This is a genomic window from Acinetobacter lactucae, from assembly GCF_013122135.1.
GTDB classification, from domain to species: domain Bacteria; phylum Pseudomonadota; class Gammaproteobacteria; order Pseudomonadales; family Moraxellaceae; genus Acinetobacter; species Acinetobacter lactucae.
This window is the reverse complement of sequence record NZ_CP053391.1, coordinates 2356829-2378383: the sequence shown is the minus strand read 5'-3', so window position 1 is coordinate 2378383 and position 21555 is coordinate 2356829. Positions and strand designations below refer to the sequence as shown.

Genomic DNA, 21555 nt, shown 5'->3' with positions numbered 1-21555 from the left:
ATAATGTATAAATATGGGATAAATCATCAGAATTGGATAAGATAATTCCATATTTATTAATAATAGATAGGGCTAAAAGCGAGCACCATGGATAAATTTGATACTTTGCAACTTTTTACCCGCATCGTAGAGTTGGGTAGTTTTAGTCAGGCAGCCGATCAGCTGAATATCCCACGTGCTACAGCAAGTAACGCCATTAAAGAGTTAGAAAATAATCTACAGTGCCGTTTACTAGAGCGGACCACACGACATGTAAGACCATCACTAGATGGACAGGCATTTTATGAACGCTGTACACAAATATTATCGGAACTTGACGATGCAGAATCATCTTTACGCAATGTAATTGCACAGCCCCGTGGTTTATTGCGTGTCGATTTATCAGGCGCACATGCAACTAAAATTGTTTTACCCAATATCGATCAATTTCATCAGTTGTATCCTGATATTGAACTGGTAATTAGTGCGGGGGATCGTTTGGTTGATCTGATTAGGGAAGGGATAGACTGCGTGGTGAGAGCGGGGCGTTTGGATGATTCCACTTTAATTGCTAGGCATTTGGTGGATATGCCACAAGTGATTTGTGCAAGCCCTGACTATTTAAATAAACGTGGAATGCCAGAGCAGCCAGAAGAGTTGTTATCACATTATTGTGTCAATTTCTTCTCGACATCAGGTGGACGAAATTACCCATTTGAATTGATGGTGAACGGCAAAAAACAAGATTATTTTTTGAAAAGCTGGATCGCGGTAAATGATGCTGAAAACTATGTGTTATCTGCTTTACGTGGGGCAGGTTTAATTCAGGTGCCACGCTACCATGTGGCGAATGAGTTGGAAGACGGGCAACTGGTTGAGGTTTTGTCTGAGTGGGAAATTCCCAAGATGTCAGTTTCTGCTTTATATCCGCAGCATCGGCAGCTCTCTCCACGTGTACGCGTTTTTGTCGCTTGGTTGAGTGAGTTATATACAAGTTATTTTACTAACTTTGAATACCCGCAAAAATAAAGTATCTTGCGGGTAAGTCAAAAACTGAATGATATTTTTAAGACTGATTCTGCAATTTATCTTGAGTCTTGGTCTCAAAATCGTTGGCATCATGGCGCTCATGTAACTGCGTTTCTAAATCACCAAAAGTACGGTTGACCATACGACCACGTTGAACCGCAGGGCGCGCTAAAATCGCATCTGCCCAGCGCTGAACATTTTTATATTGGTCAACCCCTAAAAACTCTGCGCCGTTATATACCCAGTTTTTAACAAGACCACCATACCAAGGGAATGCTGCAATATCTGCAATGCTATATTCAGAACCAGCCAAATATTCGTTTTTTGCCAGATGTTGATCTAATACATCAAGTAAGCGTTTTGTTTCCATGGCGAAGCGGTTAATCGCATATTCAATTTTAACAGGGGCATAGGCATAAAAATGTCCAAAACCACCACCTAAGTAAGGCGCGCTGCCCATTTGCCAGAATAACCAGTTAAGACATTCAGTACGTGCAGCAATATCAGTTGGAATGAAAGCTTTAAACTTTTCAGCCAAGTAAAGCAAAATTGAGCCAGATTCAAACACTCTTAATGGCGGGTTTTGGCTATGGTCAACTAACGCTGGAATTTTAGAGTTTGGATTAATTTCTACAAAGCCACTGCCAAATTGCTGTCCTTCACCAATTTTAATGAGCCAAGCATCATATTCAGCATCTTGGTGTCCTAGAGCTAAAAGCTCTTCTAATAAAATAGTGACTTTTTGACCATTAGGCGTTGCTAAAGAGTAGAGCTGGAGCGGATGTTTCCCTACTGGAAGTGTATGCTCGTAACGCGCACCTGAGGTAGGTTGGTTTAAATCGGTTTTCTCTCCAGTCCATTGCCAAACTTGTGGAGGAATATAGTTTGAATCACTCATTTTTTATCTCATGTTTGGTGTAAATAAAGGGCTTAGTTATGTCGCAAGGCAAGCCATTTTTGTACGGTCGGTCGTTGCCATTGCTGTAATGCATAGTTTTTTAAACGTTCGGGTACAGCATCACCATTTTGAATAAGGCGTTGCAACATCAGGGCAAGTTCAGCATCCACAATGCTCCATGAACCAAAAAGAAATTCAGCATCAGACGCAAGAAGTTTTTCTGCAACAAAGAACAATTTTTCTGCTGCTTTTAAACCTTGTTCAGACTGTGGTGTAGATGTGGGCTGAATAAAAATAACATCGGTTGGACGTTCAGTTCTTAGTGCCACTAAGTCTGATCGGAGCCATGCTTGAATTTGTCTTGCTCTTGCACGGGCTTGAGTATCTTTTGGATAAATAGATGTGATTGGATAAAGCTCTTCAAGATATTCCAAAATGGCAGAAGATTCTGATAAGGCAAAATCATTATGCTCAAGTACAGGCACTTTGGCAGTTAATGACTTTTCTACATAAGATTTTTCAAACTGGCCTTGCTGGTCTAAGTTGATGGTTGCTATTTCAAATGGAATTTGTTTTTCATGTAGCCCTACAAAAACTGTAAACGCGTAGGGGCTTAGAAATTGTGAATCTGTGTACAGCTTAAAACGTTCATTATTCATTGTTATTGTCCATGTCATAAAACAGATGCGATCTAGTCTAAGTGAGCTAAGCCAAGATTGGGTAGCTTTTTTGTGGAAAAGCTTTATCTGTTTTTGAATTAAGCCATTTCAACATTAGGGCCTAATGTGCTGAAAATGCTGACGAACAATACTAAGCCACGCCTGTACCGCTGGTGAAACAGGAAGATTCTTTTTCCAAGCCATCACTAAATGCCACTGAATATTTGGTTTTTCAAGCGGTACCGCTGCAAATAAACTAGGGTCAAGCATGTCGGTATAATATTGAGGAAGAAGGGCGATTCCCATGCGTTGTAAGACCATATCTGCCAACAGGTGCCATTGGCTGGTTCGGCAAGCAATGGTCGGGTAGAAACCATGCTGCTTACATGCATCGAGAATAATACTGTTTAAAGAGAAATTTTCTGGGAACATTAAAAATGATTGGTGCTGTAGCTCTTCTAGATTTATTTTTTTGCGGGTTGCCCAAGTCACATCACGGCGTAAAAGAACCATTAAAGGGTAGTTACATAGCTCAATGCTATTAAAGATTTGCTCATCAAAAGGCTGTAATAAAACGCCAACGTCCAACTCATTGTTAAGCAAAGCTTGCTCAATACCGCGTGAACCAACCTCCATAAAAGCCAATTCAATATCTGGTAATTGCTGATGATAATCAAACAGGGCAGTCGTCAGAAGCTGCGAACCTAAAGGCGGAACGCCAAGTTTTAAAGTTCCTGTTTTTAATTGTTGGTAGTTTTCAATTTCAAGAAAGATGTTCTGTTCTGCCTGAAGAAGCTCGATTGCATGTTGATAAATGCGCTCTCCAATTTCAGTTAACTCGATTTGTCTTTTACGGCCATGATCGGGTTTAACCAAAAGCTGTACCTGAAGTTGCTCTTCAAGCTGCTGTAATATTTTACTAATAGTGGGTTGAGTCAGATACAACTCTTCAGCAGTACGGGTAAAACTTTTAGTTTTAACCAGAGTAACAAAGCACTGTAATGATTTTAGAGAAAGCATAATAAAGAATAAATTATTCAATTTTAGAATAATATTAACATAAATAATTCATATTTAGCAGGTCTAACCAAGCTAGCATAATAGTGTAGTTAACCATCTAATTTCGCAAAATGAGTACTGAATCTGCTTCTGGAACACCCAAACAACCTTCACCTTTAGTTTTAGTTAAACAAATTTTGATTTTGGCTGGATTTTGGTGGATCGGGTATCTTTTACATCAAAAGCTCGGTGTACCTGTCTCGGCAGGTATTTTAGGTATGTTTTTATTACTTTTATGCCTGTTCTTTAAAATTATCAAAATGAATCAGGTGGCAATGGGAGCAACTGTGGTTTTAGGTGAGCTATTACTGTTTTTTGTGCCTGTAGTCGTTGCCGTAGTTCAGTATAAAACCTTGTTTATGACCGAAGGGTGGCAAATTGTCTTGAGCATTGCGGTTGGGACCATTTCAGTCATGCTCAGTACCTGCCTGACGATTCACTATTACAATCGTTTGAAAGCTTATTTACAGGCTAGAAAACGTCTTCAACATAAGCATATCTAAAGAGCAAACGACATGAATATTTGGTCAATTCTTTGTCTGATCTGGACTTTGGTCGCCTATGTTGTGGCAAAGCGAATCTATCAGAAACATCCAAAACTTTGGTTGTCTCCCGCCATTAGTGTGCCTGTACTCACCATTATTTTGATGACGATTTTTGGAATTTCATATCAAACTTATGCAGAAGATACGCAGTGGATTGTTAATTTATTAGGACCAGCAACGGTTGCTTTCGCTGTACCGATTTATCGTTATCGGGAAACGATTCGTAAAAACCTTGGGGTCCTTTCGATTGCGATTATTGTGGGGATGAGTGTAGGTGTGATGTCTGCCTATGAAATGGCACAGTGGTTCCACTTTAGCCCTGAAGTCACCAATAGTTTGATGGCCCGTTCTATTTCAACACCATTTGCCATGATTTTAGCGGAAGATATTCACGGTTCGGCAGCATTGGTTTCACTATTTACGGTCATTACTGGTTTGGTCGGTATGATTTGCGGCGATGCGATTTTAGCGATTACTAAAATTCGTTCAAATGTGGCCAATGGGGCAGCCTTTGGTAATGCAGCCCATGGTTTTGGTACAGTTAGAGCACAGCAGCGCAATAGTGAAGAAGGTGTAATTGCCAGTTTGACCATGGTCATTGCCGGTATTTTAATGGTATTGATTGGGCCATTTGCGATTCATCTATGGTTGCTGTTGTAGGCCTTGTCTAAGTTGGCTTGTCATGTTGTTGAATAATGTTTGATAGTTTTTTAATGGCTTGTTTCATCAGCTCAGGTTCAAAATCCCCTAAACCGACAATTAAACCCGAACGTTGTTGCTCTTTTGAAAATGTCGGTGAGATGGCTTTAATGGCAATGCCTGCATCGACTGCCGAGCTTGCAACGTCAATGTCATTAATATGATAAGCAAGCCATAACACCATATGCATGCCTTGATCGCCTGGCTGTAACCAAGCCAGTTCTTGAGGTATATATTTTTCAATCAAACCAATAATATATTCTCGGACTTCTGCATAGACATTTCGAGTACGTCGGATATGTCGCTCTAAATAGCCTTCTTGAATAAAAGCAGCCAAAACATGTTGGTCGGCAGCAGGTGGGTGTCGATCAATTAAAACTCTGAGTCCACAAAAAGGTGCCACCAGTTCCTTAGGTAACACAGCATAGCCAAGTCTAAGTGATGGAAATAGGACTTTGCTGAAAGTCCCAAGATAAATGACTTGGTCGGGCGCCATGCCTTGTAAAGATGGGAAAGGCTGTCCGTTATAACGGAGTTCACTGTCATAGTCATCTTCAATGATCCATGCATTTTGCTGTTTTGCCCAAGCCAATAATGCCGTGCGTCTTGCTAGGCTCATTGGCATACCAAGTGGGTATTGATGAGATGGCGTCACAAAAGCTGCACGGGCATGTTTAGAAAGTTTAATTCCAGTTTCAACCTGAATGCCTTCTTCATCGACAGGAACGCGCACCATACGAATGTTTTGTACTGCATGCTCAAAAATCGCTGTCGTACCCCGATAAGCTGGATCTTCAACCCAAACTTCATCTTTTGTTTCAAATAAAATCTGGCTGCAAATATAAAGTGATTGCTGAATGCCGGGAGTAATCACAATTTGGTCAGGTTCACAGTGGACAGAGCGTGATCGGCGTACATAGTCTGCTATAGCAATTCTTAGTGATAACACGCCTTGAGGTTCACCATATCCTGAAGGAACTCCTGCACCTCGTGATCTAAACTTATTGCCAAATTTGCGCCAGATATCACTTGGTTGTGTCCGACCGACGGGGACAGACACCGCAAATGGAACATGGGGAAGTGGTTTAAACTCTTTAAGTACTTGGGCATAAGAACGTGCCGACTTCGTCAAAGGGATTGAGCTAGGTGTGGTTTCTTTTTGAGAATGTTGTGGTGAATTTTTTTTAGTTAAAGCATGAGACACATAAGTACCAGTTCGTGCTTGAGAGTCAAAAACACCTTCAGCTAAAAGCTGATCGTAAGCTTCGATAATCGTTCCGCGAGCGACCCCAAGTGTTTGAGCCAGTTCACGTGAAGAAGGCAACGGATCGCCGGGCTGTAAATCACCACTTTGTACAGCTTCGCGTAAAGCTTGGGTCAGCTGAGCACTAATCTTTCCTTGGCTTTTATCAATCTTTGCAATAGACGGAAGTTCCACAACTTTTGCCATTCTTGCCATAATTCTGGTCTACTTAAAAAAATACAAAGTGGTTCTTTTTAATAAACCACAGAAACCAGAAAATTTACAACACAAAATATAAATAACCCTGATCTTTAGAGTGAGTTTTGAGGCATGTATATCCCTGATGATTTTGCAGAAAACCGTTTGGATGTATTGCATTCTCTTATTACCGAATATCCGTTTGGTGTGCTTTTTACGCATGGAAGTAATGGCTTAGATGCAAACCATCTTCCATTTGAATTGCTGGCAAAGGAAGGGAACGTGGGTGTGTTACATGCGCATGTGTCTCGAAATAATTCTGTTTGGCAGGACATTAAAAATGGAGATGAGGTGTTGGTCGTTTTTCAAGCAGGCGATGCGTATATTTCACCAAATTGGTACCCATCCAAACATGAACAGCACAGACAAGTACCGACATGGAACTATAGGGTTGTGCATGCTTATGGGAAAGTAACGATTCGAGATGATGAACGCTATGTTCGTGGTGTAGTGGCTCGTTTAACCCGTACTCATGAAGCATCTCAATCTGAACCATGGAAAATGTCCGATGCACCGAAGGACTATCTTGAACCGATGTTAAAGGCGATTGTGGGAATAGAAATTGTAATTACTAAGCTGCAAGGAAAATCAAAACTTGGGCAAAACAAAGAACACCGAGACATTTTGGGTGCGGCAGATGGCCTATCGAAATCTGGTCATCAAACTATAGCGAATGCCATGTACAGTGTGGCTGAGTTAAATAAATAATTTTGAAAATATAAAACTTTAATATTAATTGAGGAGATAAAGATGTCTTTGACTACACCTGTTGAATTAGTGGGTGAGCACGTTATTTTAAAGCCGCTAGATGTAACTCAAGCAGAAGCGCTCAAAGAGGCCGTTTGCGATGGGGAACTTTATAATCTTTGGTATACCCGTGTGCCAAGACCTGAAAAAATGACTGCTGAAATTGAAAGACGTCTTGGTTTGCAGCAATCAGGAAGCATGTTGCCATTTTATATTGAAGATCGAAAAACGGGGCTGGCTTTGGGCATGACAACACTAATGCATATTGAAGAAGCTCATCGCCGCGTAGAAATTGGTTCGACGTGGTATCGCAAGTCTGCACAGCGTACGCCTGTAAATACTGAATGTAAAAAGCTGCTATTGGCTCATGCATTTGAGACTTTAAACTGTATTGCAGTCGAGTTACGCACATCTTCTTTAAATGTTCAAAGTCAAGCCGCGATCGTACGTTTGGGTGCAAAGTTAGACGGTGTACTGAGAAGCCATCAAATTGTGAAAGATGACATTTTGCGGGACACTCATGTTTACAGCATTTTAAAACATGAGTGGCCTGCGGTTCGCCAAAATCTGGAATGGCTATTGAGCAAACCGCGTTAAAAAGAATTTAAACAAACTGCTTTTCTCTTTTTTGGCTTAGCCAGAAGAGAGAAGCTGCGGCAATTATCAACCATGGCATTAATGCCATATTCATTGCTTTCCAGCCAAATAAATCCAGTAAAGCCCCAGCGCTAAAAGAGCAGATTAATCCAACAACAAAAACCGTCATATCATTAATCGCCTGGGCCTTGGCTTTTTCAGCCGCAGAATAAGTTCCTGTGAGTAAAGAAGTACTGCCAATAAATAAAAAGTTCCATCCCACGCCTAATAAAATTAAAGAAATAGCAAAAGAGGCGAACTGAATACCCGATAGAGCAAATCCAATAGAGCAGGCAAATAATAAAAGCCCTGTAAACATGATTTTAAGCACCCCAAAGCGAGCAATTAAATTTCCAGTAAAGAATGAAGGTAGGAACATACCAAGTACATGTAACTGAATGACAGTGGTAATCGATCCAAGTTCATGATGTGAATGACGCATTGCAATCGGTGTGGCAGTCATACCTAAAATCATGATGCCATAGCCTGTTACTGCGCCAAATAACGCAACCAAATAGGTCGGTTGAAAGACAATCTGTTGCCATGGGCGACCAGCAGTAAAGTCAGACTTTTGCTCAACTGTGTCGGCAATATGTAGGCTCGATAAAATCCCTATTGCCACAAGTGAGATAATACTAATAATTAAAAATGAGCCGATATATTCTAAATGCTGGAATAAGGGTCCACCAAAACGGGCTAAAGTCGGACCAATCAGTGCTGCAACAATTCCACCTGCCATCACCCAAGAAATAGCACGTGAGCGAAACGCATCAGTTGCCACTTCACTGGCAGCAAAACGGTAAAACTGAGCAAAGGATTGATATGCTCCAACACATAGCGTACCCAAAGCCAGAAGCATGAGTGAACTATAAAAAATACCAATTGATGCAATAATGCCGCCGAGCGCACCTAAGAAAGCGCCGAATAGAAAACCGTTACGCCGTCCTACACGTGCCATGAGCATTGAGGCTGGAAACATCATTAAAGCTGTACCCAAAAACATAGATGCAATGGGCAGCGTTGCAAGTGTTGGGGTGTTTGCAATATTAGCGCCAGCCAAGCCACCAATGGTCATGACCATGACAGAAACGGTTTGGAAAAGTGATTGGGAACTCGCCAGAAGTAATACTTGGCGGTGCATGGTATTTTGAAGCATAACGAGCCTTTAATTATATTCAGCAATGGCTGAAGCTAGGTGTCCGGTTTTTACATAAATAGAAGTGCCAGACAAACCTGCTTGAAAATGTGCATGTGTTTTCGGAGGTAGGCGTATCCATGTTCCAGCGTCAAAAACCATTTCTTTATCGGCCAACTGACCTTGGGTAATCAGAATTTCGATTCCACCCTCAGCTTCTTCAGTAAAAAGTTGCTGCGGCTTGAGTTTTTCTAAATAGGTATGTTCATAACTTGCATCAACCAATGTACAAATTAAACGCGAACCTATTTCTTGCCATTGTGCTGGGTCGTTGGTATTGATTCGTAAGGTTTGATTTTCTGACATAGGAATTTGCATAAGTTTGACAAAAATCAATGCACCTTCTTCGCTCGACGGTTGATGCACCGACTGATGGGGACTCCGTAAATACCATCCAGCGGGGTAGTGCTGATTTTGATTTTCAGTAAATACGCCTGAAAGTACGAGGATTTCTTCACCATGATGATGTCGATGTTCAGGAAAGATTGTGTGGGGCGCATATTTCACGAAACTGGTCGCACGAGCTATTTCATCGCCAACACGATCAAGCATGACGCGATCAACTTCCCCACGGGGAGATTTCACCCAATGATAGTCTTCAGGTTTGACAATCACAGCCTGTGAAAAATCGGCATGGATCAACATGAATACTTTCCTCGTAAACTAAATTCTCTTTATTCAATAACAAAATAAATAGAATGAATTAGCAAGTAAAATTAATGCTCTAAGGTCTTTTAATCAACTCGAACTTATATTGAACAGGTCAAGGTGGTTGGTAATTTAATGACCAGCCATCACACCGCCATCTACAGGAAGAATAGTTCCTGTAATCCAAGAGGCATTGGATGATGCAAGGAATAAAATCGCTTGGGCAATGTCAGCAGGTTGACCGTTGCGGCCTAATGGATGGAATGAGTTAAAAGTCGGTAAAGCTTCTTTAACCTGATCTTCACTCATAAACGTGTTGTAAACAGGTGTTTCCACTACGCCCGGTGCAACGGTATTAATGCGGATATTTGATTCGGCCAATTCAATGGCTAAGTTATGAGTGAGTGCATGGACTCCTGCATTTGCTGCTGAGTAAGCAGAAGACGGGGTTGCTTTTACAGCTTGCAATGCCCAAAGCGAACCTGTTTGTACAATTGCGCCGCCTCCACGTTGTTGCATGGCTTTAGCAGCAGCTTGCGCCATAAAAAACTTGCCTTTCAAAATGGTATCTAAAAACCAGTCGTATTCTGTTTCAGTAATATCAAGGAAAGATTTTGGGTTAAATACACCTGCATTATTGATAAGAATATCAACACCGCCAAATGCTTCAGATGCTACTTTGACTAAGTTTTTTGCAGTTTTAGGTTCGGCTATATCCCCAGCAAAATAGCGAACTTTTGCACCTGTTGGATCTATTTCATGGGCAGCTTTTTGCAATTTGTTTTCATCGCGGCCACCAATGACAACATTGGCGCCTTCTTGAACCAAGCGAATTGCAACTTCTTTACCAATACCAGAACTGCCGCCCGTAACGATAGCAACTTTTAAAGAAAATCTACTCATGTATATATCCTTAAGGTTAAATAAAATAAATTGATTGATTCGTGAAGCTGATGTATTTCAATCAATATAGGTTTATTTTAGAAATAGTATTTTTTAATCACAAATGAGATAATCTGCTTCTTCAGTAAAGAAAATCTTTAGTGTTATGAATTCACCAGTTTATTTGAATGCACTTCGTGCTTTTGAAACCAGCGCACGCCACAAAAGTTTTTCTGCGGCGGCAAAAGAGTTAAATGTTACTCCCGCCGCAGTGGGGCAATTGGTACGTACACTCGAAGATTGGTTAGGCTTTCCTTTGTTTCATCGGCAAACTAATGGTAAAAATCGACTGGTCGCTACTGAACTGGCTGAATTAGTTTTACCGGATATTCGAGCGGGTTTTGATAAGCTCACTTTGGCTTTGGAAAAATTAAAACAAGATTTTCTATCAGGTGTGCTTAATATTGCGGTAAGTCCAGCATTTGCTGAAAAATGGCTATTACCAAGAATTGATCATTTTCAAAAACAATATCCAGATATTGATATTCGTTTAGACATTAACTTGAAAACCGTAGATTTTTTAGAACAAAAAGTTGATGTGGGAGTGAGATATGGGCAAGGCCAATGGCAAGGGCTAGAAGCAGTTAAACTCATGGATGAAGAGGTTTATCCCGTATGTTCACCCGCATTTTTAAATGAACATTCATCTCTCTTAACCCCAAATGATCTGAAAAATATCACTTTAATTCATGATCTTTCTATGGAAAAACATCAACAATTTCCGGGGTGGCAATCTTGGCTAAAAAGTGTAGGTTTGAATGACATCAATATTAATCGTGGTATGCAAATCAACAGTTCATCTGCAGTTTTACAGGCAGCAATGGAAGGACATGGTGTTGCATTAGCGCGTAGTGTTATGGTGCAAAAAGATATACAAACCGGGCGTTTGGTACGATTATTTCCTCAAATTCATTTCTCATCACCCTTTTCTTATTATTTGGTGTACAGACCACAATACGCAAATTTGCCTAAAGTCAAAATCTGTGTAGATTGGTTTTTTGAAGAAATTCATCGAATATAAAATTAATCGTTAACCTGAAGTTAATAACGACTCATCTAGGTTGATTGATCGAAATCCCATAAAGCGTTTTTATAGATTCAGAACAAAACTGCGATCTATAGGTAAACACATGGAAGGCTCAGTTCAGAATAAAGAACGGTTATGGACAAAGCGGCGTCATGCCAAACAACTAAAACTAGAGATGGCAAACCAATATACCGATGGTGTGGTGATTCCAACTCAAGACATTATTAAAGTTTTAGAAACCCTGATTACACCGGGTGACAGAGTTGTACTCGAAGGGAATAACCAAAAGCAAGCAGATTTTTTATCGCGCTCTTTGGCTCAAACCAATCCAGATGTTTTGCACGATTTACATATGATCATGCCGAGCGTTGGGCGTTCGGAACATCTTGATCTATTTGAAAAAGGTATTGCGCGTAAACTCGATTTTTCTTTTGCTGGCCCACAAAGTTTACGTATTAGCCAGTTAATTGAAGATGGATTATTAGAGATTGGTGCGATTCATACCTATATTGAGTTGTATTCACGTTTGGTGGTTGACCTTATTCCAAATGTAGTGCTCTCGGCGGGCTTTATGGCAGACCGTCAAGGCAATATCTATACAGGTCCAAGTACCGAAGATTCTCCTGCACTTATTGAACCTGCGGCTTTTAGCGACGGTATCGTGATTGTTCAGGTCAATGAACTGGTCGATGACGTCTCTGATTTACCACGAGTCGATATTCCTGCTTCTTGGGTGGATTATGTGGTGGTTGCAGACCAGCCTTTTTATATTGAACCGTTATTTACTCGCGACCCAAAACATATCAAACCTGTTCATGTGCTTATGGCCATGATGGCAATTCGCGGAATTTATGAAAAGCATAATGTGCAATCGTTAAATCATGGGATTGGTTTTAACACTGCGGCAATTGAACTGATTTTACCGACCTATGGTGAGTCTTTAGGTTTAAAAGGAAAAATTTGCCGAAACTGGACTCTAAATCCGCATCCAACCTTAATTCCAGCGATTGAAACAGGTTGGGTTGAAAGCGTGCATTGTTTTGGTACTGAACTCGGTATGGAAAAATATGTTGCAGCTCGACCAGACGTTTTCTTTACAGGTCGTGATGGCGCGTTACGCTCCAACCGCATGATGTGTCAGCTCGCAGGTCAATATGCCGTTGATTTATTTATTGGCGCAACGTTGCAAGTTGATGGTATGGGACATTCTTCGACTGTTACCAAAGGTCGTTTAGCTGGTTTCGGTGGTGCACCAAACATGGGGCATGATCCACGAGGCCGTCGTCACGATACACCTGCATGGCTTGATATGCGTTTGCAAGGTGCTAATGAAACAGATACCTATTTGGCACGTGGTAAAAAACTCGTTGTGCAAATGGTTGAAACCTTCCAAGAGGGTGGCAAGCCCACTTTTGTGGATCGTCTCGATGCAATTGATGTTGCTAAAACGGCTGGTTTACCTTTAGCACCGATCATGATTTATGGTGATGATGTGACCCATTTACTGACCGAAGAAGGCATTGCTTATCTATATAAAGCAAGCAGCCAAGAAGAGCGCCAAGCCATGATTGCTGCGGTAGCGGGTGTGACCAGTATTGGTTTAACTCAAGACCCGAAAACAACAGCACGTTTAAGAAGCGAAGGCTTGGTGGTATTCCCTGAAGATTTAGGTATTCGCCGTACCGATGCAACACGTGAGCTTTTAGCTGCAAAAAATATTGCCGACTTGGTGACATGGTCCGATGGTTTATATCAACCACCTGCAAAATTCAGGAGTTGGTAATGATGGCACAAGTTCAATATCAAACACTTAGCGATAGTCAGATTTTGGCAAGTTTAGCAGTCGAGGCTTTAATTGATGAAGTTAATCTGACCCCTAAACCAGCCTTGGTCGATCGCCGTGGCAGTGGTGCACATGATGACCTGAGTTTGGAATTAATGGAGTACTCTGCGAAAAGTTTAGGACCCATGTTTGAGACAATGGCCCAAGCTGCAAAGCATCATGGAAAAGTCTGTTTGGCCTTGCGTGAAGACATTGGTGAAATTGGTCGCCAAGGTGAAAAGACCATGATGTTGGCAACAGATGGTGTTAACACACACCGCGGTGCAATTTGGGCATTAGGGTTACTGGTTACGGCGGCGGCATTGGCACGTACCAATCAACAATATTTATCGGCTGTTGAGCTATGCCAGTTAGCAGGCCAGATTGCTCAGCTTGAAGATCGTTTTATTCCAAAGCAGGCCTTGAGTCATGGTCAGCAGGTACAGAAAAAATTGGGCATCTTAGGTGCAAAAGAACAAGCTCAGCAAGGTTTTCCAACCGTTGTGAACTTTGGTTTAAAGCAACTTTATCAAAGTCGTAGTAAACCAATGAAAGAAGAGTTCGCACGTTTAGATGCCTTGCTTGCCATGATGACTGATTTGACCGATACCTGTGTGCTTTATCGCTCTGGAACATCAGGTTTAAAGCGTATGCAACAAGGTGCTCAACAGGTACTGGATTTGGGCGGTAGTTCAAGCTTGGAAGGTCGTCGCGCTTTGCATCTTTTAGAGATTGATCTACTTAGGATGAAAGCCTCCGCTGGTGGTGCCGCAGATTTGTTGGCAGCAACATTGTTTATAGATCGTGCTCAGCAGTCATCTTTAAAAAATAAAGAAGGATTTTGATGATGGAAACACTTCATTTTGAATTTGTGGCGACAGAGCCACCGGTAAAAAAAGCATTGGTAGGATGCGTTGGCTCGGGCGATTTAGAAATTTTGATGGAACCTGGTGAAAAGGGAAAAGCCTCTATTCAGGTTGTGACTTCGGTGGATGGTAGTGTTGCACGTTGGAAAAATCTTTTTGAACGGATTTTTACAGCGCAAATACCACCAGCCGTCAATATTGATATTCATGACTTTGGTGCAACCCCTGGTGTCGTTCGCTTACGTCTGGAACAAGCCTTGGAGGAGATTGCTCATGACTGATATCCAAAGTTTATTAAATAAACAAGATTTTATTGAACTCAGTGCAAGAGGACGTGCCAAGGCATTATTGGATGAAGGAACATTTAGAGAGCTACTCGATCCATTTGCACGTGTTATGTCGCCTTGGCTCGTTAAGCAGAATATTGTGCCGCAAGCCGATGATGGTGTAGTGATTGCAAAAGGATCTATTCAAGAACGACCAGTAGTTTTGATTTCAATTGAAGGCTTATTTCAGGGTGGAAGCTTAGGCGAGGTGGGCGGTGCCAAAATTGCGGGTGCCTTAGAACTTGCGGTTGAAGACAATCTGAAAGGCATTCCAACAGCTGCAATTTTACTATTAGAAACGGGTGGTGTTCGCTTACAAGAAGCAAATCTGGGCTTGGCTGCAATTGCTGAGATTCAAGCTGCAATTGTGAACTTACGTCAGTATCAACCCGTGATTGCAGTGGTTGCAGGCAGTGTAGGGTGCTTTGGTGGCATGTCGATTGCTGCTGGACTATGTAGCTATATTGTAATGACACAAGAAGGACGTTTAGGCTTAAATGGTCCGCAAGTGATTGAACAAGAAGCTGGCGTACAAGAATATAACGCCAAAGATCGCCCATTTATTTGGAGTATTACTGGTGGTAATCAGCGCTTTACTAGTGGTTTGGCAGATGCTTATGTAGAGGATGATCGCCAGAAAGTTCGCCAACAAGTGGTTGACTATTTAGCCCAAGGCGTGCCTGAACAGCATCGTAGTTCAAATTACTCATTTTATTTAGCGCAGCTACAACACGTTGATACTATCGAGCAGATTACTCCAGCACAGGTTCAGGCTTTGTATCAAGGAGAACAAGCATGAATATCGCAGTTGATACATTAAAAGCATCTACGCGAGGTGCGCACTGGTTTAAAGCACTTACGCAGGGTTTTAAGACAGTGGATGGTTTTCCAGCTTCAGTTTGGGTAGCTGATGGTCAGATTGATCAGCAAGCGGTACGTGTGATTGCAGTTGTCCAAGACAGCAATAATCTGTTCCCTCGGGCAAAACAAGGTGAAGTTGGACTCTTGGAAGGCTGGAGCTTGGCAAAAGCGGTTGATGAGGTGATTCAAGCCGATATTCATTCGGAAACTAAACGCGCTATTTTATGTTTGGTTGATGTTCCAAGTCAGGCCTATGGACGCCGTGAAGAATTATTAGGTATTCATCAAGCTTTAGCGGGTGCAGTAGATAGCTATGCTAGAGCCAGATTGGCAGGTCATCCTATAGTGAGTTTATTGGTTGGTAAGTCGATGTCGGGGGCTTTCTTAGCGCATGGATACCAAGCCAATCGTATTATTGCCTTAAAAGATTCAGGTGTTATGGTGCATGCAATGGGTAAGGAATCTGCTGCACGTGTAACCCAACGCTCGGTTGATGAACTAGAGCAATTGGCCTCAAGTATTCCTCCAATGGCTTATGACATTGAAAGTTATGCCACGCTTGGTTTGTTATCTGAACTGTTATCTGTTGAAAATCCTGAACAACCTACAACCGCTGATCTTTTGTTAGCGAAGCAGACAATTGCTCAAGTATTTAAAGAAATTAATGCTGATCAATCTAGAGGACTGGAACAGAGACTTCACGGCGCAAACCGTCAAATGTCAAAAAAAGTCCGTGAGTTATTGCGTGAGCAATGGTCATGAAACTTGAGCTTGAAGCCCATGATTTATTGTGGGGCATGACAGTCAATTACTTGGCCAATGATGCTCCGCATTGGGTGAAAGAGGTGTTACTACGAGGCGATCCTGTTGTGGTTCGACGGGCAACTACTCCTGTAGATCAAGTAGCTGTGGGTATAAGAGGACAATTTCGTCATCAACGATATGCGGCACAAATGCCACGATCTGCTATTAGCAGACAGCTTAAACCCGAAGCACTGACTTATTTAGATACGCAGCAGTTTGCACACTTGGCAGAACGTTTACAGACCATTTCCAACATTATGAAAAACTTTTCAGGATGTTGGGGATATACAGGAAGTTTCGGGTTTGAACTGGCAACAGGCATTGAAACAGTAACCGAGCAAAGTGACATTGATTTGTTGATTCGAGCTGAACAACCTTTTGCCAAAAAGCAGGCGATTGAGTTACTCGAAAATTTTCAGCAAGCAGGACTCAATGTGGATATACAGCTTCAACTTCCACAAGGTGGTTTGGCGTTAAAAGAATGGGCTGGAAACAGTGGAAAAGTTCTATTAAAACGTTCCGATGGTGCTGTCTTAGTAGAAAACCCATGGAATTAGGGAATAGATATCATGGCTTCAATTTGGGTATATCCGGGACAAGGTGCGCAACGAAGCAATATGTTGCACGACTTACCTCAAACCGCACTGGTTAAAGAATACCTTGAGCGTGCATCGGATGCACTCAAAGAAGATGTCTTGATGTTAGATAGTCCGGCTGCCTTGCAATCGACACGTGCAGTACAGCTTTGTTTACTGATTTCAGGTGTGGTGAGTTCAGCTTTATTAACAGCGGAAAACTTAACACCTGATTATGTAGCGGGTTTATCAATTGGCGCATGGTCGGCTGCGGTTGTAGCAGGAGTTTTGGCCTTTGAAGATGCTGTTCGTTTAGTTGCCTATCGAGGTGAACTCATGCAAAACGCTTACCCAACTGGATATGGTATGACAGCTCTGATTGGTACAGATCGTTCAGCTGTCGAAGCATGGGTCAAACAGATTTATGAAATAACGCCACAGGTTTTTGTTGCAAATATTAATGCACATAACCAGATCGTTATTTCAGGAAGTTTTGAAGCCATGAACCAAGTTGCTGTTTTGGCAAAGCAACAAGGCGTGGTGGCAAAAAGATTAGATGTATCGGTGCCATCGCACTGTGAATTATTAAGTCAGCAAGCAAAGCAACTTGCGGCATCTATGGAGGGAGTCACTTTAAAGCCGCCTAAAATACGTTATTTAAGTGGTACAACGGCTCGTACGCTTGGCAGACCAGAACAGATTGGTGATGACTTGGCTTTTAATATGAGTCGAACTGTAGATTGGGAAAGTACCATCCAAGCTGCATGGGAGCGAGGTGTAAGGTTGCAGATAGAAGCTTTACCGGGAACGGTACTTACTACACTTGCACGTCGAACGTTTAAAGAAGGAACTGTATTGTCATTTCAGGGAACACGTTTAGACAGCATTCAATTAGCAATGCAAAACGAAAATAATGCTTCTTTGTAATTACAATATAAATTGAAAATTGAGTAATAACCCAAGGATATGAGGGATTTGCAATGATTATTTATGGAACAGCAATATTAGCGATCTGTCATTTATTAGGTGACTATCTTGGCAATACCCTAGGAATGCTATTAGGCGTTAAAGCGAATGTCGGTGGAGTTGCTATTTCGATGATTCTGTTGATTTTATCTAAAGAATTATTGGCAAAAAAAGGTTACTTACCTCAAGTCACACAATTTGGCGTTTTGTATTGGTCAGGTATGTATATTCCGATCGTAGTTGCGATGTCAGCAGGGCAAAATGTCGTTGCAGCTTTATCGGGTGGCATGTTAGGACTAATTGTCTCTATTGCATCGTTAATTGGTACGGTTTTAGTCATCCGTTATTTAAATAGAATTAGTGGCGACTATGAAACTTATGAATGGACAATAGAAACTAAAGAGAAAATAGCCTAAGCAAACATAAACTACAAAAAGTTCAATCAAAAAGGAATTAAATGATGGACGCTATAATTGCTGTGTTATCAAAAAATGCATTAGTTACTGCTCTTGCAGTAACGGGTTTAATGATGTTCGTTTCCCATTTACTTTCAAAATATTTGACGAAAGGAAAACTACAAAGTTCTGCAATCGCGATTACTTTAGGTTTGGTTGTTGCTTACTTTGCCGGAGTTTATACGCAGGGAACCAAAGGTGTTTCGGACATCGCTATTTTTTCTGGCTTTGCATTATTAGGTGGAGCCATGATTCGTGATTTAGCGATTGCTTCAACTGCATTTGAAGTTGATGTGAAAGAAGTGAAGAAAGCAGGCAAAATTGGTCTAATCGCATTAATGCTTGGTTGCGTTGTGCCTTTTGCAATTGGGGTTTTGGTCGCATGGGGTATGGGCTATAGAGATCCAATTTCGATGACAACGATTGGTGCCGGCGCAATGACTTATATTGTCGGTCCAATTACAGGAACCGCAATTGGCGCGAGCTCTGATGTGATCGCACTTTCTATTGCAATTGGGTTAATCAAGTCAGTTTTCTTTATGGTAGGGACTCCACTGCTTGCGAAATTTATGTATCTAAAAAGTCCACGCTCTGCCATGGTATTTGGTGGTTTAGCAGGAACAACCAGTGGCACTGCTGCAGGCCTAGCTGGCACTGATGTACGACTTGTACCTTATGGAGCTTTGGTTGCAACCTTCTATACAGGACTTGGCTGTTTACTTGGACCTTCTGTATTTTTCTTAACGGTTAATGCAATTTTTGGATAAATTTTTGAAAATCGCACAACGGCAACTCATTATTCTTTAATAAGTTGCCGATATTTATCTTTTAAAATTAGAGGCAAACATTCGACATTCAGCAATCAGAGCAAGTAAGTTAGGGTCGCGCTCTTTACTTTTTAAAAAGACTAGACCGATTTCTTGTTGCATATGATATTGCTGTTTTAAAGGAATAAGTTTGACCGAACTTTCATAAACAGCAGAAATACGACCAGGTAGTAGAGCAAAACCAACACCTGAGCTGACCATACTAATGAGGGTAAAAATATCATTGACCTGTAAAGCAACTTTAGGTGAAAAACCAGCCTTTTTAAAAATGATATCGCTGTCGTTATGAGTGGCAAAACCCTTAGTTAAAGTTAAAAAAGTTTCTTCTTTTAAAAGGCTTAAATCAATATCTTTAAAATCGGCATATTTAGAATCTTTATTGACTGCCAAAAAAATGTCGTCTGAAAACATTGGCAAAATTTCAAAGTCATCATCTTGAGTGGTTTCATTTAAAGCCACGATAATGGCATCAAGCTCAGTTGCTTTAAGCTTTTTCACCAAATCCTGATTTGAACTCAGCAACAGTTGAATATCAAGCTCACTACGTCTGAGTTTAAGTCCGCTAATCACATTTGGAATTGTGTTTACCGTCAAAGAATAAAGAGACCCTAAATGTAAAACTTTGGCTGCAAAGCCAGCAGCTTCTCTGGTTTTATTTACAGTGATAAAAATGTCTTGTACGATTTTCTGTGCGCGTTCTTCAAAGACATAAGCACTTTTTAAAGGAATCAGATTACGACCTTCATTTTTAAAAAGAGGACAACGTAAAGAGCTTTCTAAAGAGTGTAGTGCTTTATGAACGCTGACATTGCTCAGCTGCATTTCTGTGGCTGTTTTAGACAAATTTCCACAGCGCATAAAAGCTAAAAAAATCTGTATTTTTTTCAGGGTGAGTTCTTCATCAATTTCCATATTAATTCCTTGAACCTGTTTCCCTTAAAACTATAGATTTGAGTTATAAAGTTACCACAAAATAAAGTCTATAAAATTGTGCTTAGGTCGAAGCATTTCTTTAGAGATTTGCTTCAACTCTTTGTTGAATGGTTTTGATAACCTGATCTAATGCATTTTGAATTTTAGTGTTCCATTCAAAAGAGCAATTGATTCTCAAATAATGCTGTTGTGCAGGTAAAACACTAAACAGAGGGCTTGGCGCAACGCCAATATCTTGCTGAATCAACGCTTCATAAACTTGCATACTGTCTAGGGTACTGGGAAGCTTGACCCATAGAAAATAACCACTTGGGTAATAATACACTTCGCAAGAGCTAGGTAAATGTTGTTTCAAATAATGGTAAAACTGCTTTTTATAACGCTCAAGTGAAAGCCTAAGCGTGCGTAAGTGTTTTTCATAATGATGGTGAGACAAGAATTCAACCAGCGCATTTTGAATGAGTGCATTGACTGAAATGGTACTCATAAGCTGCAAGTGTTGAATATGGTCCGAAAATTTACCCGCATAGACCCAACCGACCCGAAAACCAGCACCTAATGTTTTAGAAAAAGAAGAGCAGTGAAGCACGAGATTTTGTTGATCAAAATACTTCATTGAAAGTGGTTTTTGGCCGCCATAAAAAAGCTCTTCATAGACATCATCTTCAATCAAATAAATTTGGTGTTCGTGAAGCAACTTGGCAATTTTATATTTAATGTCATCACTAACTGTAAAACCAATCGGGTTATGGGCATTCAGCATGAGCCAACACACCTTGATTGGATATGTTTGAATGACCTGTTCAAAAGCCTCTAGGTCAAAACCATGTTGCGGATGTTCGGGAATGGTAATCACTTTAAGCCCTAAACGTTCGGCAGCTTGCCAAGCGCCATAAAACACGGTTTGCTGTAATAAAATATAATCACCGGGTTGAGCGACAGCTTGTAGTGAAAGGTTTAGTGCATCCAAACCACCTGATGTAATGACAATGTCATCTGGATCGGTCTGTATGCCTTGCATACAGTAGCGCTGAGCAATTAATTTTCTTAAGGCTAAATTACCGGGAGGCAAACTGGTTGTCTGGTCATAACTTTGTCTTTGACGGGCAAGCTGTCCCATAATTTGAATAAGTTTGGGGGCTGTTAGAAGTTGACTGTCTGGAAAAGCTGAACCGAAAGGTACGACAGACTCATGTTGAATCGATTTAAGATATTTAAAAACTAATGAGTTAATTTCAATTTTAGAATTCAGGGAAACGACTGAATATTGCTCTAAAGGTTTAAGTGCAATTTGCTCGGCAACAAAGTATCCAGATTTTTCTTTTGAATAGATCAGACCTTGTGATTCAAGCTCCTGATAAGCATTCATTACGGTCATTAAACTAAAGCCAGAGCGTTGTACCTGATCTCTCAATGACGGTAATTTTTCATGTGCATTTAAAGTGCCGCTCTCAATGAGTTGGCGAATGCTATGAGCGAGTTGTTCTGATTTATACATGTATGAGCTGCACGAAATAACAAAATGAAAGAAGCACTTAATCAATAATAAATGCCGT

At 41.0% G+C, this 21555-nt stretch carries 24 protein-coding genes; 15 read left to right on the top strand and 9 right to left on the bottom strand.

Translation table 11 applies throughout. From position 1 onward, the window contains the following. Positions 1 to 87: 87 nt before the first annotated feature. Complete coding sequence (locus HLV59_RS11095) at positions 88 to 1008, top strand: LysR family transcriptional regulator (protein ID WP_171429955.1); 921 nt, start codon at positions 88 to 90, stop codon at positions 1006 to 1008. A gap of 37 nt (positions 1009 to 1045) precedes the next feature. Here HLV59_RS11095 and yghU read toward each other — a convergent pair whose 3' ends face one another. The 3 genes from yghU to HLV59_RS11080 form a co-directional block, all read right to left on the bottom strand. After that, positions 1046 to 1906 (bottom strand): glutathione-dependent disulfide-bond oxidoreductase, encoded by an 861-nt coding sequence (gene yghU, locus HLV59_RS11090; RefSeq protein ID WP_087089035.1) that lies wholly within the window; start codon positions 1904 to 1906, stop codon positions 1046 to 1048. Between the two features lie 32 nt (positions 1907 to 1938). Further along, complete coding sequence (yfcF, locus tag HLV59_RS11085; protein WP_171429954.1) at positions 1939 to 2565, bottom strand: glutathione transferase; 627 nt, start codon at positions 2563 to 2565, stop codon at positions 1939 to 1941. Between the two features lie 114 nt (positions 2566 to 2679). After that, positions 2680 to 3585, bottom strand: a complete 906-nt coding sequence (locus HLV59_RS11080; RefSeq protein ID WP_171429953.1) for a LysR family transcriptional regulator — start codon at positions 3583 to 3585, stop codon at positions 2680 to 2682. A 110-nt stretch (positions 3586 to 3695) separates the two neighbouring features. On the opposite strand from HLV59_RS11080, the gene HLV59_RS11075 reads away from it, so the two are divergent. Together HLV59_RS11075 and HLV59_RS11070 are read left to right on the top strand one after the other, a co-directional pair. Further along, complete coding sequence (locus tag HLV59_RS11075; RefSeq protein WP_171429952.1) at positions 3696 to 4127, top strand: CidA/LrgA family protein; 432 nt, start codon at positions 3696 to 3698, stop codon at positions 4125 to 4127. Between the two features lie 12 nt (positions 4128 to 4139). Then, positions 4140 to 4829 (top strand): LrgB family protein, encoded by a 690-nt coding sequence (locus HLV59_RS11070; protein WP_171429951.1) that lies wholly within the window; start codon positions 4140 to 4142, stop codon positions 4827 to 4829. 7 nt (positions 4830 to 4836) lie between these two features. Here the strand turns inward: HLV59_RS11070 and pdxR are convergent, their stop codons facing one another. Beyond that, a complete protein-coding gene (gene pdxR / locus HLV59_RS11065) occupies positions 4837 to 6327 on the bottom strand; it encodes a MocR-like pyridoxine biosynthesis transcription factor PdxR (protein ID WP_171429950.1) in 1491 nt (496 codons plus the stop codon). A gap of 114 nt (positions 6328 to 6441) precedes the next feature. Between pdxR and HLV59_RS11060 the strand changes: the two genes are divergently transcribed. Further along, complete coding sequence (locus HLV59_RS11060; RefSeq protein WP_171429949.1) at positions 6442 to 7077, top strand: FMN-binding negative transcriptional regulator; 636 nt, start codon at positions 6442 to 6444, stop codon at positions 7075 to 7077. Positions 7078 to 7119: 42 nt separating this feature from the next. Next, the gene (locus tag HLV59_RS11055; RefSeq protein ID WP_171429948.1) at positions 7120 to 7713 is read left to right on the top strand and encodes a GNAT family N-acetyltransferase; all 594 of its coding nucleotides are present in this window, start codon (positions 7120 to 7122) and stop codon (positions 7711 to 7713) included. Between the two features lie 7 nt (positions 7714 to 7720). On the opposite strand, the gene HLV59_RS11050 is transcribed toward HLV59_RS11055, so the two are convergent. The 3 genes from HLV59_RS11050 to HLV59_RS11040 form a co-directional block, all read right to left on the bottom strand. Next, a complete protein-coding gene (locus tag HLV59_RS11050) occupies positions 7721 to 8908 on the bottom strand; it encodes an MFS transporter (RefSeq protein ID WP_171429947.1) in 1188 nt (395 codons plus the stop codon). Between the two features lie 9 nt (positions 8909 to 8917). Continuing rightward, entirely contained in the window at positions 8918 to 9592 is a 675-nt protein-coding gene (locus HLV59_RS11045) for a cupin domain-containing protein (RefSeq protein ID WP_171429946.1), read from the bottom strand. A 135-nt stretch (positions 9593 to 9727) separates the two neighbouring features. Continuing rightward, positions 9728 to 10498 carry an SDR family NAD(P)-dependent oxidoreductase gene (locus HLV59_RS11040; protein ID WP_171429945.1) on the bottom strand — a complete coding sequence of 257 codons (771 nt, stop codon included), beginning with the start codon at positions 10496 to 10498 and terminating at the stop codon, positions 9728 to 9730. A 145-nt stretch (positions 10499 to 10643) separates the two neighbouring features. Here HLV59_RS11040 and gcvA point away from each other — a divergent pair, with 145 nt between their 5' ends. The 10 genes from gcvA to madM all read left to right on the top strand — a co-directional run bounded on the left by gcvA (position 10644) and on the right by madM (position 19006). Continuing rightward, positions 10644 to 11558 (top strand): transcriptional regulator GcvA, encoded by a 915-nt coding sequence (gene gcvA, locus HLV59_RS11035; protein ID WP_171429944.1) that lies wholly within the window; start codon positions 10644 to 10646, stop codon positions 11556 to 11558. Positions 11559 to 11667: 109 nt separating this feature from the next. Next, positions 11668 to 13347, top strand: coding sequence for a malonate decarboxylase subunit alpha (mdcA, locus tag HLV59_RS11030; RefSeq protein WP_171429943.1), 1680 nt, complete (start codon positions 11668 to 11670; stop codon positions 13345 to 13347). Beyond that, entirely contained in the window at positions 13347 to 14231 is an 885-nt protein-coding gene (locus HLV59_RS11025) for a triphosphoribosyl-dephospho-CoA synthase (protein WP_171429942.1), read from the top strand. The genes mdcA and HLV59_RS11025 overlap by 1 nt, the downstream gene beginning before the upstream one ends. Positions 14232 to 14233: 2 nt before the next feature. After that, positions 14234 to 14533 (top strand): malonate decarboxylase subunit delta, encoded by a 300-nt coding sequence (locus tag HLV59_RS11020; RefSeq protein WP_087089020.1) that lies wholly within the window; start codon positions 14234 to 14236, stop codon positions 14531 to 14533. Then, the gene (locus HLV59_RS11015; RefSeq protein ID WP_171429941.1) at positions 14526 to 15377 is read left to right on the top strand and encodes a biotin-independent malonate decarboxylase subunit beta; all 852 of its coding nucleotides are present in this window, start codon (positions 14526 to 14528) and stop codon (positions 15375 to 15377) included. Before HLV59_RS11020 ends, HLV59_RS11015 begins: the two co-directional genes overlap by 8 nt. Beyond that, positions 15374 to 16201 (top strand): biotin-independent malonate decarboxylase subunit gamma, encoded by an 828-nt coding sequence (gene mdcE, locus HLV59_RS11010; protein WP_171429940.1) that lies wholly within the window; start codon positions 15374 to 15376, stop codon positions 16199 to 16201. The genes HLV59_RS11015 and mdcE overlap by 4 nt, the downstream gene beginning before the upstream one ends. Beyond that, entirely contained in the window at positions 16192 to 16800 is a 609-nt protein-coding gene (locus tag HLV59_RS11005; protein WP_171429939.1) for a malonate decarboxylase holo-ACP synthase, read from the top strand. The genes mdcE and HLV59_RS11005 overlap by 10 nt, the downstream gene beginning before the upstream one ends. Before the next feature lie 12 nt (positions 16801 to 16812). After that, a complete protein-coding gene (gene mdcH, locus HLV59_RS11000; protein ID WP_171429938.1) occupies positions 16813 to 17745 on the top strand; it encodes a malonate decarboxylase subunit epsilon in 933 nt (310 codons plus the stop codon). 53 nt (positions 17746 to 17798) lie between these two features. Further along, complete coding sequence (gene madL / locus HLV59_RS10995; RefSeq protein WP_005069782.1) at positions 17799 to 18200, top strand: malonate transporter subunit MadL; 402 nt, start codon at positions 17799 to 17801, stop codon at positions 18198 to 18200. Between the two features lie 44 nt (positions 18201 to 18244). Beyond that, entirely contained in the window at positions 18245 to 19006 is a 762-nt protein-coding gene (madM, locus tag HLV59_RS10990) for a malonate transporter subunit MadM (protein ID WP_002133212.1), read from the top strand. A 54-nt stretch (positions 19007 to 19060) separates the two neighbouring features. Here madM and HLV59_RS10985 read toward each other — a convergent pair whose 3' ends face one another. Both HLV59_RS10985 and HLV59_RS10980 read right to left on the bottom strand, forming a co-directional pair. Next, positions 19061 to 19978 carry a LysR family transcriptional regulator gene (locus tag HLV59_RS10985; protein WP_016144980.1) on the bottom strand — a complete coding sequence of 306 codons (918 nt, stop codon included), beginning with the start codon at positions 19976 to 19978 and terminating at the stop codon, positions 19061 to 19063. 100 nt (positions 19979 to 20078) lie between these two features. Beyond that, the gene (locus HLV59_RS10980) at positions 20079 to 21497 is read right to left on the bottom strand and encodes an aminotransferase-like domain-containing protein (protein WP_016144981.1); all 1419 of its coding nucleotides are present in this window, start codon (positions 21495 to 21497) and stop codon (positions 20079 to 20081) included. Between the last annotated feature and the right edge of the window lie 58 nt (positions 21498 to 21555).